At 47.4% G+C, this 15403-nt stretch carries 13 protein-coding genes; 3 read left to right on the forward strand and 10 right to left on the reverse strand.

The window, feature by feature from the left end; genetic code table 11:
- Nucleotides 1-3 precede the first annotated feature (3 nt).
- The 8 genes from GCE9029_RS12045 to yfcC all read right to left on the reverse strand — a co-directional run bounded on the left by GCE9029_RS12045 (nucleotide 4) and on the right by yfcC (nucleotide 10760).
- Nucleotides 4-711: a P-loop NTPase family protein gene (locus GCE9029_RS12045; protein WP_062663500.1), complete on the reverse strand. Its 708-nt coding sequence runs from the start codon at nucleotides 709-711 to the stop codon at nucleotides 4-6.
- On the reverse strand, nucleotides 711-2810 hold the full coding sequence (locus GCE9029_RS12050; RefSeq protein WP_062663501.1) for a polysaccharide biosynthesis/export family protein: 2100 nt from the start codon (nucleotides 2808-2810) through the stop codon (nucleotides 711-713). Before GCE9029_RS12050 ends, GCE9029_RS12045 begins: the two co-directional genes overlap by 1 nt.
- The gene (locus GCE9029_RS12055; protein ID WP_062663502.1) at nucleotides 2807-3616 is read right to left on the reverse strand and encodes an OmpA family protein; all 810 of its coding nucleotides are present in this window, start codon (nucleotides 3614-3616) and stop codon (nucleotides 2807-2809) included. The genes GCE9029_RS12050 and GCE9029_RS12055 overlap by 4 nt, the downstream gene beginning before the upstream one ends.
- A 26-nt stretch (nucleotides 3617-3642) precedes the next feature.
- Nucleotides 3643-3969, reverse strand: a complete 327-nt coding sequence (locus GCE9029_RS12060; protein WP_062663503.1) for an STAS domain-containing protein — start codon at nucleotides 3967-3969, stop codon at nucleotides 3643-3645.
- A 535-nt stretch (nucleotides 3970-4504) separates the two neighbouring features.
- Complete coding sequence (locus GCE9029_RS12065; RefSeq protein WP_082804342.1) at nucleotides 4505-6328, reverse strand: response regulator; 1824 nt, start codon at nucleotides 6326-6328, stop codon at nucleotides 4505-4507.
- Nucleotides 6329-6507: 179 nt separating this feature from the next.
- Nucleotides 6508-7998, reverse strand: a complete 1491-nt coding sequence (locus tag GCE9029_RS12070) for an O-antigen ligase family protein (protein ID WP_062663505.1) — start codon at nucleotides 7996-7998, stop codon at nucleotides 6508-6510.
- 180 nt (nucleotides 7999-8178) lie between these two features.
- On the reverse strand, nucleotides 8179-9189 hold the full coding sequence (locus GCE9029_RS12075; RefSeq protein WP_062663506.1) for a succinylglutamate desuccinylase/aspartoacylase family protein: 1011 nt from the start codon (nucleotides 9187-9189) through the stop codon (nucleotides 8179-8181).
- 98 nt (nucleotides 9190-9287) lie between these two features.
- Nucleotides 9288-10760: a putative basic amino acid antiporter YfcC gene (yfcC, locus tag GCE9029_RS12080; RefSeq protein WP_062665633.1), complete on the reverse strand. Its 1473-nt coding sequence runs from the start codon at nucleotides 10758-10760 to the stop codon at nucleotides 9288-9290.
- Nucleotides 10761-11087: 327 nt separating this feature from the next.
- Here yfcC and GCE9029_RS12085 point away from each other — a divergent pair, with 327 nt between their 5' ends.
- The 3 genes from GCE9029_RS12085 (at nucleotide 11088) to GCE9029_RS26525 (ending at nucleotide 13186) form a co-directional block, all read left to right on the forward strand.
- Nucleotides 11088-11375 carry a hypothetical protein gene (locus tag GCE9029_RS12085; protein ID WP_062663507.1) on the forward strand — a complete coding sequence of 96 codons (288 nt, stop codon included), beginning with the start codon at nucleotides 11088-11090 and terminating at the stop codon, nucleotides 11373-11375.
- 226 nt (nucleotides 11376-11601) lie between these two features.
- On the forward strand, nucleotides 11602-12579 hold the full coding sequence (locus GCE9029_RS26520) for an alkaline phosphatase D family protein (RefSeq protein ID WP_197475357.1): 978 nt from the start codon (nucleotides 11602-11604) through the stop codon (nucleotides 12577-12579).
- Nucleotides 12542-13186, forward strand: coding sequence for an alkaline phosphatase D family protein (locus GCE9029_RS26525; RefSeq protein ID WP_197475358.1), 645 nt, complete (start codon nucleotides 12542-12544; stop codon nucleotides 13184-13186). Before GCE9029_RS26520 ends, GCE9029_RS26525 begins: the two co-directional genes overlap by 38 nt.
- A 38-nt stretch (nucleotides 13187-13224) precedes the next feature.
- Here GCE9029_RS26525 and GCE9029_RS12095 read toward each other — a convergent pair whose 3' ends face one another.
- Both GCE9029_RS12095 and GCE9029_RS12100 read right to left on the reverse strand, forming a co-directional pair.
- Nucleotides 13225-14112: a DMT family transporter gene (locus tag GCE9029_RS12095; protein WP_231870091.1), complete on the reverse strand. Its 888-nt coding sequence runs from the start codon at nucleotides 14110-14112 to the stop codon at nucleotides 13225-13227.
- 231 nt (nucleotides 14113-14343) lie between these two features.
- Nucleotides 14344-14973, reverse strand: a complete 630-nt coding sequence (locus GCE9029_RS12100; RefSeq protein ID WP_197475359.1) for a winged helix-turn-helix domain-containing protein — start codon at nucleotides 14971-14973, stop codon at nucleotides 14344-14346.
- Nucleotides 14974-15403 lie beyond the last annotated feature (430 nt).

Raw genomic sequence — 15403 nt, forward strand, 5'->3', positions numbered from 1 at the left:
AGATTAAATCTCCAACGACAGCAGATGGCTGCTGAATATCGACTTGCGGAGCTTTTGTGTGAGCTTCGGGAAGCGATTCCCTAACCTGCCAATCTCACGGAGGATTTCGGTTTTCAGCGATGGATTGTTCTTATCGTTCATGACACAGCCCAACAGATGGGCGCCAGCGTCATTGAGCTTTTTGACTGATTCTGATGCTTGCGCTTCTGTCGTCTGACCGGTCATGACCACCATAATGGTGCCATCAGAAGCCGCTGCTACCCGCTCTGGTGGAATATTATTGGCATTAAGGCGAGCGACTGGTGAGGTATCGAAAATGATCAGGTCATAGTCTTTATGCCATTCCTCGACATACGTTTCCAGCGAACCCGGGCGGCGCAGTTCCATGATGGTTTCACGCTTGGAAGGCGCGATAATGCCAGTGAAATAGGTGTTCTCTCCATCTACACCAACAAGCTCAGGATTTGGCAGATAGTGATTGTCATAGGTGGTCACTGTCATACCTTGGCTTACCAGACTTGGGTGGTAGAGATTAAGATCCACGACCAAGGTAGACTGGCCTGCCAGTAAAGAACGGTGAGCAATAGCCGAAGCCAGTGAGGTGACGCCTTCGCCAGACTCTGTGGCAGTGATAGTGAGGGTTTTGTAGTTGTTACGAACGATTTGAAAATAAATACGCTCGATTTCGACATTTAACGGCGAAATAAACATCACAATACTCCTATAAGCGCTGCGATACCGGCGAGCTGGAACAGGTCAGTAATGCCCTGTCGGATTTTCTCAGCGGTACTTTCATCTTTGCTCGGGATATACACCGTATCTCCGGCTCGAAGAACAGGTAGATCCTGAAAACGGGCTGTACGACTGAACTCTGAAAGGTTAAAGGTGCGTGCTTGATCGCGGCAGCAGGATAGGTTCACCACAGTGATTTTCTCAACATACGCGTTGTTAGATGTTCCGCCTGCTTCAGCAAGAAGATCCAAAATCGTCATATGGTCATCAAAGTTGTAGCGACCGGGCCTGTTAACCGCGCCTAGAACGCGAATAGTTTCTTCTTTTGGGCGATCCAACCAATTTCTGTCTTTCTCCGGGATATAAATGGTATCGCCAATGTTTACTTCCGGCAGTAAGTTGGAATCTCCCGTTTCAAAAAACAGGGCGAGATTCAGGCGGCTGACTCTAGCGTGTTTTCCATCCAAGTGCGTGATACGAATGTTATGGAGATCTGCGTCTGCCGTTGGGCCGTCAGCTGCAGAGAGAATATCGAGAAAATGCATTTCTTCTGTAAAACGGTATCGACCGGGTGCGCCCACCTGTCCGAAAACATAGATGGAGCTGTCTGAGCTTTGGCGAATCCATTTTGATTTGTTGTCGACTGGATCATCAGGCAAGTCATGCACACGTACGGTGGAGCCTGCGCGAATTTCCGGTAGCTCGCTGTCAGGGCGACCTTCGTTGATAAAGGTGTCGAGGTTGAGTACGTAGGTTTTGGTGCGGTTCCCGCCGATAGGTGTTACCACTTCAATACGGCTGGTATCAGCGCGTGAGGTTGGGCCTCCAACATGAGCCAGCAAATCCAAGAGTGACATTTCATCTGACCATTCGACGCGGCTTGGACGGAGTACTTCGCCAATGACACGTACTGCACGGGAAGGAGCCACTTTGAGCCAGGATTTTTCATTCTGGTCGAGTTTTTCGGGCACAAAGATGGCGTCACCCGGCTTGATGGCTGGCATAGGGCCCGTCATTCGGCCATCAGTAAACTCTGAAAGGTCAAAAGGTACAGTCGAACCATCACGGCGGATAATGCGAATTTGTCGACTGTCAGCAAATCGGTTTGGGCCGCCAGCATTGGCAAGAATATCGATGAAGGTCGCTTCTTCTTTACCTTCGTAAGCGCCGGGTTTAGCGACTTCACCCATCACATAAACAATGTTTGAACCAGCCTTAATCTCTTCTTCCTGCTTGGGTACGAAGATGGTCGCACCAGCCACGATGTTTGGCAGCAGGCTTTCATCACCCGAGTCGAGGTATTTTTTAAGGTCAAAGATCTTAGGTTCGTTGCCCGATATGACGCGGATTTGCTCAACAGCCGCATAACGGGTCACGCCACCGGCACGCATTAGCATGTCGACGAGGTTGTTTTCGTCTTTGGCTGAAAAGCTGCCAGGGCGCAACACTTCCCCGAAAACCTTGATGGCTTCCCTGTCTTCCGCTGCATCACCAGAGTCCGCCAGTGCTGTAGGGTCGAAGGTTTGCTCGATGTTACCGATCATGGGAGAGACTGGGATGAAAAGCGTATCCAATGAACGAAGTTCGGGCAGAATGGACGAGTCGCCTGTGTCGAGGAATTTCTTGTAGTCGAAGATGACGACTTCTTCGCCACGACGAAGTTGGAAGCGGTCAAGTTGGGCACCGGCTCTAAGGCCACCTGCAGCGTAAAGTGCCATTTGAACCGACGCATTTTGGTTAAGCGTGAATTCGCCTGGCTCCTCCACATAACCTTCGATGGTGACCAAAAGTTGTCGCTTGCTGACAAATACCTGCAAAGACGACAAATCCCGAATAACGGCGCTGAGGGTCTCTTTCACCGCGGTATCCAGTTCGGCTTCTGTCATCCCCGTCGCTTCAATCATACCGACTTCTGGGAGCGTTAACCGACCCTGACGGTCAATCTGGAATTCTTTGTTTAGCGTAACTTCACCGGGCAACATGATGGCAATTTGGTCACCAACTTGAACGCGGTAGTCTTCTGCTTGTGCTGCGAAGCTCAGCAACAATGTAGCAAGGAGGATAATAATTCGGATCATTGCTTGCTTCCTCCATCGCCGGATTTCGAGCCAGCCTCGATGACTTCAATCGAGACGCGGCGGTTGACCAAACGGGTTTCAGGCTCATTGCCTTCAAACAGAGGATCGGTTGAGCCAACAGCTGCGACAGTAATGCGCGACGGTGCTAATCCGAAAATCTGCAAGTAACGTTTGACCTGATTAGCACGAGCAAGAGAGAGCTTTTGGTTTGCGGTTGAGTTTCCGATTGAGTCTGCATGCCCCGTTACGTGGAGATTGTACTGCGGAATATCACGGAGAAGATGGGCGGCCTCCGCGAGGTGTCCCATGTATTTCGGGTTCACTTCTGGTGAGTTGAAAGCAAACTGATTATCAACATTCAGCAGAGCATAGATTTTAGCGGCGAGGTCAGAGGCGTTGTTGTAGCCGTCTGCCGAAGCTGGTACACATGCGCCACTGCGTTTTACTGCATCTAGCTGTTTTTCGAGCCTTTCGAGAGTGGCACGTTGGATAATGATGTCGTTGGCAGCATCAAATTCGAGTCCACCATGCAGCTCACGCACAATGCGGTCTTGCATTCTTCTCGCTTGCAGCACGGTGGCTGGAAAGCAAAGTTCTGCTCCTTCAAGCACCAACACATCCAAATGTCTGGCACCGAGTTCCCATTCAAAGCGTAAGCCGTGTTCAGGGCCTAGTGGCTCATCTGGCATAACAGGAGAAATGGTTGAATGATAAGCCTCAGCCATACCGCCCTGACCATGGTCGGGAAATGCTGAACAGCCTGAAAGTACTGCAATCGCAAAGGTAAGCGTAAAGAGTTTTCTCATCCCGTTTCTCCCTGTGGCGATTCGGTTTACTGAGTGGTTTGCGCAGCTTCTACAGAGATGGCGCTGTTGATGCGGAGCAGAGTGATGATTTCCATGGGTTGCCCGTGCACATTGGTCAAAGACAATGTGTGGCCTTTGGCTTTTAGTCTTTTGAACAAAAACACAATGGCACCAATACCGGAGCTGTCGAGGAAGTCGACCTCACCCAGGTTCATGGTGATGTCAGACATTTTTTCTTCAGCAACGAGTTCATCGAGCGTAGGTTGTGCTTCGCTGCATCCTTGGGCATCCATGTCGCCTCGGACGATCAGTAGGAGGGATTCATCAGGCTGTTTAATGGATTCAATTTGCATGATTTTTTTGCCTCACCTGTATAGATATGGGTTCTAATGCGAATTCCGTACCATGTTGCAATGTCAAATAAAAACAAAGAGATACTTAATGTCGGATGATGGGCTTACTTCGGATTTCTCATTTTGAAAGTAAAAATGGGAAAATCTCGCGATCATCAAATTGTGCTGAAATATCGTGCTTCTCTAACACCTCGCCGCGCCTAAAACGCTTAGGGCTAGAACAAAATTTAATCACCAGAGATCAACAGTCCCTAGGTGCATTTGTCTCAAATATAAGATAGAAGTAATTCGATGATTTCGCGGGAAACATTGGTGGAATTGTGGATGGCAGGGAGTTATTGGATCTAAACCAACGATAATTGTCGCGCAAAGAGATCGTTTAGGATATGTCTCCAAATGGAGATGAGCCTATATTGGGTTGAGCCGTTACCTACTTAATGATTCATGCAGTTTTTAATGTGAAGATGAGAGTGGTAATTGAGAAAGCGCCTTACCTCTTCGCGTTGGCGAGAGAGAGACGCTTTGCTGTATAAAGTTAAGCATCAAAGCTGATGTGCTTCTTCCCTGTCCAGTTTTCAATCACGTCAATCATGGTGCGTTTATTGACGGGTTTGGCGAGAAAGTCATCCATGCCCACTTCTTTGCATTTGGCTTTATCTTTCTCACTCACGTTGGCGGTCATGGCGAGAATAGGCAGAGTACGGCCTTGCTCGTTGAGGGTTCGAATCGTTTCACAAGCGGTGAATCCGTCCATTTCTGGCATTTGCAAGTCCATTAGAACAAGCGCAAATTCGTCCTTTTCGACTGCATTGATAGCTTCCTTGCCGTTGTTGGCGGTAGTGACCTTAAAGCCTGCTCGTTCTAGCATGGTTCTGGCGATGAGCTGATTGGCGGCGTTGTCTTCCACCAATAGGATTGCCGTTCCAGTATCACTTCTGAATGCTTTGCGACTGAGTGTTGCGGGCTCATATTCCTCTGGGTAGTGGAGTTCACAGGGCAAAAGAACGGTGAATTCACTGCCAAGTCCAACGTGACTCTCTAGCTTGATTTCGCCTCCCATCAATTCGACTAAACGCTTCGATATCGCAAGGCCCATACCAACGCCGCCATAAGTGCGTGAGAAGGTCGCGTCTTTCTGGGTAAAAGGTTCAAAAATCAGGTTTTGATATTCGGGTTCAATGCCAATACCGGAATCGCGGACTTGAATACGAAGTCCATTAGGAAACTGGTGGCTAAGCATTAATTCTACTTCACCAAACTGGGTGAATTTGATCGCGTTTCCCACCAGATTGGTCATGACTTGAGATAATTTGCCCTCGTCCGTTTTTGCCACCACGTGGTGATTGAGGCGATCATCGAATCGAAGTTGGAGGGATTTGGCGTTTGCAGATTTCTCGAACATTGACATTACACCCCGGGCCATTTCCGTCACATCAAACTCTTTCTCCTCGATTTTGATCGCACCGACATCGATTTTCGAGTAATCAAGAATGTCATTGAGCTGATTAAGCAGAAGATGCGCAGCATCGTCCGCCATGTTAGTGAGCGTTTCACACTGCTCGGGGAGTTCCTCTTCTTTGAGAATGTCGATGGCTCCGAGAATGGCGTTCATTGGGGTGCGGATTTCATGGCTCATGGTTGCTATAAACTGTGACTTCGCCATGTTGGCGGCAACAGCTTGTTCACGGGCATGATCGAGTTCTAACTCCCTGAATTTCAGGCGTTCGATATGGAATTCCAAATCATCGACAGATTTGGATAGACGTGTGATTTCATCTAAATGCTCGCGGGGATGGCCTTCCTGATCCGCCACTTCTATAAGGCGCTGATTAATCTTCGATAGAGGGCTGAACACCATTTTTTGTGAGATGAGGTAAATCATTAAACCCAGAACCAGCAGCGTGACTGCGGTGTAAATGCGCATCTTCTCCACATGAAGTTCAATGTCGGCCAACATTTGTTTCTTACTCATGGAGATTTGCATGTCACCGACACGAATATCACGGTAATTGACAGGGTTGATGAAGTTAAGGGCCATCGGGTTATCGTCGTGCGGTTTATCACCCCATTGACCGATTTCTACTCCACCTTCAGTGACAATGGAGATATAGCAAAGGTCCGGGTAGTGTTCGGCCATCAAAGCGAGTTTGTTGTTCAGTGCTCCGGAGCTTTTTGTCAGCACGTCGGAAGACAGCGCGGAGGTGAGTGCAGAGAAATTAGCGCGGATCTGGTTATCCATGCGCTCTGAGAGATAGTTGCGCTCGAAAGAACGGACAGCTTCTCCGGCGATAAAGCTCAGCGCCATTGTCAGCGCCAGAACAGACAGCATGTATCTCAGCCATAGTGGTAACTGCTTCATCATCATCTCCTTTGCTGTCCTCGCTGCCGGGCTGTTTTAAGCTGCGGTCTCTCACTTTGAAAATGACTTTGACTGTCACTTTGACCAATTTGAGCGCGATTCCTGCCAATTTCAAAAGGTTGGAAGAGTGCTGAAAGAGATAATGCAGGGACTTTGCCAAGTTTCTGATTAACGTGTAATTAGCGTTTTTTTGCGAATGGATTTGGGGGCGGCTCTGGCTCGGGATTGTCGTCGTCTACTTGTTTTACCGAGCGGTTCCTTTGCTCAAAAAGATCTGCTTCTCGAAGCGACACATACCTGAATACTGAGGCTGTCAGCGCTAAGAGGATATAAATAGGCCAAGTAAAGCCTTGGGTGAGAAAGGTCCCTGACACACAGAAGGCGACGATGCCAGAATAAAGCCCTTCAGAAATAGCGCGGATGACAGGCCCATATTCGACTGGGTTAGCCATAACGATGCCTGTCGCGCGTTTTGCGGAAACGAACACTGTGATGGTCATGACCATAAAGGCGATAAGCCCGATAAATCCCGTTTCACCCAATACGCCAAACCAAGTGCTGTGTACAGCATGGTTTAAGCCATCCCAATGCTTGGAATATTCAAAGTAGTTGAAGTAGAAGTTGTTTAACCCGACACCGGAGAATGGGTTGTCGACCGCCATATAAAAAGCAGCTTCCCACGCATATAGGCGACCAGCGGCAGAGGCGTCAAGACCTTCCTCTGCAGCACCACCTGATTTACGGCCGCTTATCCCTGCCGCCACAAATAACACTGCTGCGGCAATACCGCCACCAATGAACAGCAGGGTTTTTGATTTCACCCGTCGCCAAGCCAACACACCAACCGCAGACATAATGCCCAGCAGTCCGCCGCGGCTTTGTGTTGCGATAATCGCGGAGAATATAGCAATGGCAGAGAGAAAAGCCATAAAGCGGGTTTTCTTCGATAAGCCGGGTGTCATCAGGATGCTGATGGTAAAAGAGAAGGGGAATAGTAGTACCAAAGCTAAATCGTTAGGGTCGCCAAGCACAGAGCCTAACTCTCGGCCAACGGTGACGCGCGTTCCTTCCACCATGCCGATGCCGTTTACTTTGTTGAACATGGTCACAATCGCAACAGCAGTGCCGGACACAGTGATCATTATCATGGCATTGCGATAGTGATGTATGCCGGTTAAAAGCCACGCCAAGGCTGGTGTCATGATGCCGATTTTCACGTAGATGTTCTTGAAATAGGCGATGGCTTCGCCCACGTTGCTGGAGAGGGGAATACCAATAAACACCAGCGCAAAAAAGATATAAAAGGCATTTAGTTCCTTGGATGTCCACATTTTGATTTTGCCGCTGAGGCCGATATGCCAGGCGAGTGTTGTCAGGGTACCGAGCGACAAAAGAAGCGGGAACTTAAGGTTATAAAGCGGTGCAAATGCCTCGTGAAGCCGGAAAAAGGAAAAGGCGATAAAAAGTAGACCAAGCAATACCGGTTGGGACAGGGTGATAAGAATGGCGAGAGGAACGAGACCAATGGCGACTGGGATCACTGGATGCGGAATAACCAGCCACACCATGCAGGACAGTGCGACAAACGCTGCTGTCGCATGAACGAAATGCGTTCGGATGCGGGTAAGCAGAAGTTGTCTTTGCTCGTTAAGCCATTCGAATAATTGCATTTTTCTGAGAAAGATATGCCATGCATTGAGTAAAGCAGAGATCCCAGCAAAATGTGCGCCAGAGAAAGAAGATATACAAAGTGTCTTAAAAACAAATGGTTAGAATAGTGAAAAGAAAAACGCGCCGATTCGGCGCGCTTTTTTATGATTTTGCATGTCAAATCGGGAAGTACTGAAAAATCAGAGTGTTGCACCAGGGTGTATTAGACGAATAACCAGTGAACCTGCTGCACGCATGGATTCGACATTGTGACTCAATACCACACCACCTTCAGGCGCATGGTAACGGTGCTCTTCTTCACCAAAGCTATCGTATTGGATCGCCAACACCTGACCTTTCTCTACTGTCTGTAACAATTCAACTTGTGGAAGAATAAAACCGCCCTGAACAGCGCGAATACTTGTCACGCGGGCACTTTCAATTGCAGGCTCCACGGCTGCAAACTCGCCATCGATCAAACCGTATAGAGTGAAGATGTTGAGAACACCGCGAACCGTACGGTTCACCATTTCCATGTCAGTGTAACGGCCGACACCGGCTTCAACCGTAATGCTTGGAATACCGCTCTGGTTCCAAACGGTTTCCAGAATTCCCGGGTCGCCTGGATCGTTCAGAATGGCATCAGGATTCATCATGCGGGCCATGTTCACGGCATCATCCAGGCGGTAATCTGCGAACACATAAAGTGGATAGCATGTGCCTGAAGTTTGCGTATGCAGGTCAATCGCCAAATCTGCATTTGGCTGAAGAAGGTTACGCCAGATCGGATCTAAGTAACGCTGAGGCTCGTTACCATGCGCATTGCCCGGGAAGTGCCGGTTCAGGTTACCACAGGAAACGTCTGGGTCAGAGGAAAAGAAATCACGGCTGTGGTGCAGCATACCGCTCAGGTTGACGGTTGGGACGATAGTCACACAGCCCTTCAGCGACTTGCCTCGTAAAGCGCGTGCAATGGCTTGTGCTGACAATACACCGTTGTATTCATCGCCATGAACACCTGCGGTGATCATGATGTTCTTGCCTGGTTCAGTACCTTTAAACACCCAGACAGGAAGATGTTGCCACTGTGCCAAAGCATCGGTTGCCGCGCGGAACCAAAACTTGTGTGCGCCTGCATCCAATTGGCTCACATCAAGTGATGAAATCACTGACAATCCGTCGATTTTGTTTCCTTCAATACACTTCGTCATTACGTAATTTCTTATTTTTAAGAATTTTATGGGTCGTTAAAACTCAAAAAAGGCGAGATTGTCATCCCGCCTTCATTCATGTCGTTAATGCTTTAAGCTTACGCGAAGCCAGTGAGATGTGCACTCACAACTGTGATACTTGCGATTACAAAAAGTAAAAGCATAAATCGCCAGACAAACTTCGCCCAGTTACCCCAATCAATTCGACACACACCCAGTGTAGCCATCAATGAAGCAGATGTCGGTACAATGATGTTGGTAAAGCCGTCACCCAGCTGGAAAGCCAGAACCGCAACCTGACGTGTTACACCAGCTATGTCAGACAAAGGTGCCAGCAGAGGCATGGTCAGCGCCGCCTGACCTGAACCGGATGTCACGAAGAAGTTGAACACGGATTGGAATACGTACATCAGCCATGCTGCAGCCGCTGACGGTAATTCGCTGATGGTGCTGCCCGCATTGTGAAGGATAGTGTTCAATACACTTGGCTCGTCAGAACCGCCACCCAGCATCAACAAAACACCCTTTGCGAAACCGACCAGCAGAGCCGGTGCCAACATGATGCTTGCGCCTTCTTTAAACGAGTCAGCAACGTCGTTAAAGGTCATGTTGTTAAGCTTGAAGATGATAGCGATGATGGCTACCACAAAGCCCATGGTGAAGAACTGGGACGCAATTTCTGGGATGTACCAGGCGTGCATGACTACACCCCAGACGACCCAAATAGTAGTCGCCAGAACAGTCAGGATCACGAGTGTATCGCCAAAGCCCCAACGCGGTTCGCTTTCTTCCATTGCTTTGTCTTTCAGGTAGGCATCAGACTCAAAGCTGTACGACGCTTTCGGGTTCGCTTTGATTTTCGAAGCGTACATCATGGTGAAAGCGATACCCACCAGCGTAAAGCCCGCCCACATCGCCATGCGGAATGTCATGCCTGACAGGATTGGAACGCCAGCGATGCCTTGCGCGATAGCAACAGAAAATGGGTTCATCCAAGACGTTGCGAAACCAACCTGTGTCGCAACGTAAGTGACCATCACGGTAGAAATGCCGTCGTAGCCGAGTCGTACCATCAGCGGAGCGATAATAATCGCAAACGCGACCGCTTCTTCACCCATGCCAAATACCGCGCCACCAAGAGAAAACAATAGGAACAGCACAGGGATAAACAGCGCTTCGCTGCCTTTGGTTTTATCGATAAGCTTTAAAATACCGTTATCAATGGTACCCGTGCGCATCACTACGCCGAAAGCCCCACCAATGATCAGCATGAACATGATGACGCCAATCGCGGAACCCCATTTCGAGCCGGAAACCAGGCCTTCAAATGGGAAGTTCATCAGGCCAATACCACCACCAGAAGCAAAGAACTGGACTGGGTTATAAACCACATTACCCGCCTCATCAGTGATCAAGCGGAAGGATTCCGGGTTGATAACAGTTCGGGATTTTTCGGCACCGTCGACCATAAAGCTGACTTGTTGACTGTCGAACTGACCGATAGGGATCAGGTATGTCATAGCTGCGGCAAATAGGCCGACAAAAAAGATCAGGATCAGCGTATCCGGCATTTGCCATTTTTTCGGCGAGGAAGCGGTGTCCTGAGATTCAAGATGTGTTTGAGACATTCCATCATTCTCAATAAAAAAGAAAGCATGAAATGTCGTCATAGTTGAATAAGAAGTCAATTCAATTTAATAGTCGCCACGATTTATTCAATTAATCCTTATTCTCGCGCAAAAAATAGCGCGTTGCGCTGGTGGGGGAGTGGAATGTGAATGGCATGAGTTGAGAACGAAATTTAGCCACTAAAGGACGGCTAATCCTTGGTTTTGGGTATACACACGTTTTTCAATTGGATATCTTTTGTACAAACAAAGAGTTCGCGAGGGAAAGCCATGAGTAACCTAGAAGTTTTGTTCGACTTCGCCAAGGAACACAAGAAAATCACGATTCCTATCCTTGCTGTGTTGATCGTGCTTGCAGGTTTCTACATCTACCGAATACCAGACTTCATCTACGGGATGAAAGTGCAGTATGACCTTCAGAAAGAAACCGAAGTGAGATTGCTGACGGGTCAATGTGTGGTGAACGTGAGCAAAGAAGAAGGCGTGAAGGATTGGATCCACTGCGAGCGGCTATTTGGTACGACGTCATCAGAGCCAGGCGCAGAAGTGGTTGAATAATGAGCGCGGATGACAAGAAAGTACCAAAATCTCTTTCGTTTCAGAAGTAAGATAGTTATCTAAGACATTGAAAATTAGTCAATGCATTATCTTTGTCTCAATACCGTCATGTAGAAGAAAACTGACGATCACTACGCTGTCTTTTTCCACTGTAAAGCTTGCTCCGCCAGCATAGCGTTCATTGACGTTGTGCTGGCTTCTTTCAGTTTCGAAAAGGACGAACGCAATGTCAGAACAATCAAAAAATGGAATCAACAGACGTCGTTTTATTGCGGGTTCAGCGGCCGCCTCGGGCACATTGATGCTTGGCGGTATCGCACCGGCATTTGCGCGTGGTGACAGTAAACGACCGGGCACCCCTTATGGCGTTGCCAGTGGCGACGTGACTCAGGGGGAAGCCATTCTGTGGTCTTCGTCTGATGCCCCAGCCCAAATGTGGGTCGACATTTCCTATCACCAAGATTTCAGAAAGCACATCACTCTACAAGGACCAAATGCGCTGGCAGAAACCGGGTTTTCCAGCAAACTGGCAATCAATGATTTAGCACCTGGTCAGAAAGTTTTCTATCGTGTGCGCTACCAGTCTTTAGAAGACTGGCAGAGCTGGGGTGAGCCAGTGGTGGGTTCGTTTAATACTCCGCCAGCAGTTGCATCTAACATTCGTTTTCTTTGGTCTGGTGATACCGCGGGTCAGGGTTGGGGCATCAACGAAGAATGGGGTGGCATGCGTATTTACGAAACCATGCGCCAGACAGCACCTGATTTCTTTATTCACTGTGGTGACACCATTTATGCTGATGGCCCATTGAAAGAAGAAGTCACGCTGAAAAACGGCGAAGTGTGGAACAATATTGTCACGCCGGAAAAAGCCAAAGTGGCAGAAACGCTTCAAGAGTTCCGTGGCAATTTCGCTTATAACTTGATTGACAAGAACGTCCGAGCGTTTAACAACGAAGTGCCGATGATCGTGCAGTGGGACGACCACGAAACGGTTAACAACTGGTATCCGGCCGAGGTGTTAAACGATGAACGTTACCAGAACGAGCAGAGCGTCGCTTTGCTCTCAGCCCGAGCGCGTCGTGCTTTCTTCGAAATGAACCCTATCCGCAGCTCGGCTGCGGATCCTCAACGTATTTACCGCAAATTTCATTATGGCCCACTGTTGGATGTGTTTACGCATCGACATGCGCAGTTATCGTGCTGACAATGGTGCGAACAACCAAACCGAGTCTTCAGCTGACACTGTGTTCTTTGGTAGCAAGCAGATCCTTTGGCTAAAACAGCAATTGCTAGCATCGAAAGCGACCTGGAAGGTGATTGCTTCAGATATGCCAATAGGCATGATTGTTTACGATGACTGGAAAACCAAATCAACTTTCGAAAACATGGCGAATGGTGATGGACAACCCAAAGGGCGTGAGCTCGAAATGGTTGAACTGCTGCGTTTTATCAAACAAAACAAAATTGAAAACGTAGTTTGGCTGACGGCAGATGTTCATTACACCGCTGCACATTACTACGATCCAAACAAGGCGCAATTCCAGGACTTCGAACCTTTCCATGAATTTGTCTCTGGCCCACTCCATGCGGGTACGTTTGGCCCGAACGACATGGATAACACCTTTGGCCCACAGGTCTTGTTCAGCAAGCATCCGGAAGGTGGGCAAATTAATCTGCCACCTTCAGCGGGGTTACAGTTCTTTGGGCAAGTTGATATTGACGGTGAGTCGGAAGAAATGAAGGTGACGCTGAAAGATTTGGTCGGCAGCAGTTTGTATACCAAAACGCTGACGCCGAAGAAGTCGGCCTAACTCGCTTAGCCCTCCTGTTGTCAGGAGGGCTGTTTTCGTTAGCGACTAATACTGAGTTTGGGCGCGCGCATTACAAGGAACACTGCCAGAGCGCACACTGCAAAGCCAATAATGGTGGCTGTTGAAAATGCTTCATCGAAAAAGAGCCACCCCTGAATAGCGGTAACGGGCGGAACCAGATAAATGACAGAGGTAACTTTAGATGCTGCGCCTTGTCCAACCATGTAGAGGTAGAGCAACACCGCAATGACTGACAACGCCAGTACTGACCATATCATGGTGAGGGTGAACGTTAACGACCAAGTCACTTCGAAGCCCTCCACCAACCAAGCAATTGGCAAAAAGAACACACCAGCTGCGACATATTGCCACATCGCACAGGCAACCAAATCAACACCCTGACAAAAGTGCTTTTGGTACAAAGTGCCAAGGGTGATGCCTAGCAATGCAAGGAAAACAAAGAGGTAAGCATAGAAAGGCTGAGCGTCGATATTCCAGCTCATCTTACCTTGCACGACCAGTGCGATACCGAGAATACCTGCGAGTAGGCCAACCCATTGTGCTGGGTTAAGACGCTCGCTGGAAAGGTTAATCACTATCAGCGCCGTGAGGATCGGTTGGAACCCAACCAATAAAGATGACAAACCAGCAGGCATGCCAAAGCCAATCGCCGCAAACACCCCGCCGAGATAAAAACCGTGGATTAGAAGCCCAGACACTAGAACGTGAAACAGTACTTTGCCTTTGGGCATCACAGGTTTCATTACGCCCAGAATCACCACAAAAACCAAAACGTTCAACACCATGCGAATAAAGAGGAAAGTGGCAGCATCCGCATAGGGAAGGCCAAATTTGGCACCGATAAAGCCTGTGCTCCAAAGCAAGACAAAGATAAAAGGAATGGCGCTTTCAGCATGGGGCAGCAATCCTTGCGCGATGAGAGTAAGTCGAGAAGTGATTAAAACGCAATCAGTGTGCGACAACAAGGAAAATGATTTTGTCCAAAAGGCTATGAAATTGATAATTTAATAACAGTGCCAACATAAAATATAAGGTGTGGTCTAATTGAAGAATCAATTCAGATAGATCAGTAGTTTAATAGTCTCCTTTCTATGGAAATAAGGGTATGAAACGAATGACTTGATGTTGTTTTTATATCAAGCTCTATCAATGAGCATATAACCTCTTCCTCGTGATGTGACAATATATTCGGGCATTTTGGGGTTATCCAGTAGCTTTTTTCTTAACCTCCCTATTAGCATGTCAATTGATCTACTATTATTTGAATGATGGTTCTTCCCTATGGCTTTTGATAATTCTTTTCTCGAAGTATACTTGCCCCTATTTCCAATCAGGTGCAATAGTATTTGATGTTCGCCATCAGTTAAAGAGTGGGTCTTTTCTCCAATCTGTATGAGCCTATTTTCAGGATCAACTCTTAATTTTCCGAACCTAATGGTGAAGTTGTGGCCTTCATCCGAAGAGCAACAAAAAACTCGTTGGACCAAATTGAAGGTCTTAATAGCCAGCTCGTCACAATCAACATCCGAAGTTATAACGTCATCCACGCCATTTCTAAGCAATGAAATCCTTTCCGAACGTGATAGAGATGAGCATCTAACAAATTTTATTGAATTATGAAGGCCAGCAAGGTTAGTAACGTTTCTTATAAAATCTTCTTTATAATCTTTAGTGCTTATGATTACAGAATGGTACCTACGCTCTGAAGTGTTAATTGAGTTAAAAAGTATTTCATTATTATCCTTTCTATAGCCAATTTTTTCCACATGCATATCTAGTGTGTTAAAGCTTATAAAAGTAAAAGGATAAGACTCGGAGTCACACAGATACAGAACGCTATATTTTTTCATGATTATTTCTAGCCAATTTTCATATTGTGAATACTAATATTCAGTAACTCGAGATTGTTTTCAATTATCCAGAGTAACACTTTGTAAACAGTCATCCGTTTTTTCTTGTTCATGTTGACATATAAAACATAAGCATAGATCTATATGGGTTCATTCATTGTGTTGTCGATTTTTTATTGAAAGAGTGCTACTTAAGACTACATACCAACTGTCACTCATATCCCTTCACTTCTACTGACAATATTGATACTTGTCGTTGTTGCGATCAAATTCTAATGCTGAATGAAATCAATAAGACTTTTCTTAAGATGTTGAGAAGTAACAGTATGTAAATACACCAGAAATA

This window comes from Grimontia celer (genome assembly GCF_900055185.1).
Taxonomy (GTDB): Bacteria; Pseudomonadota; Gammaproteobacteria; order Enterobacterales; family Vibrionaceae; genus Enterovibrio; species Enterovibrio celer.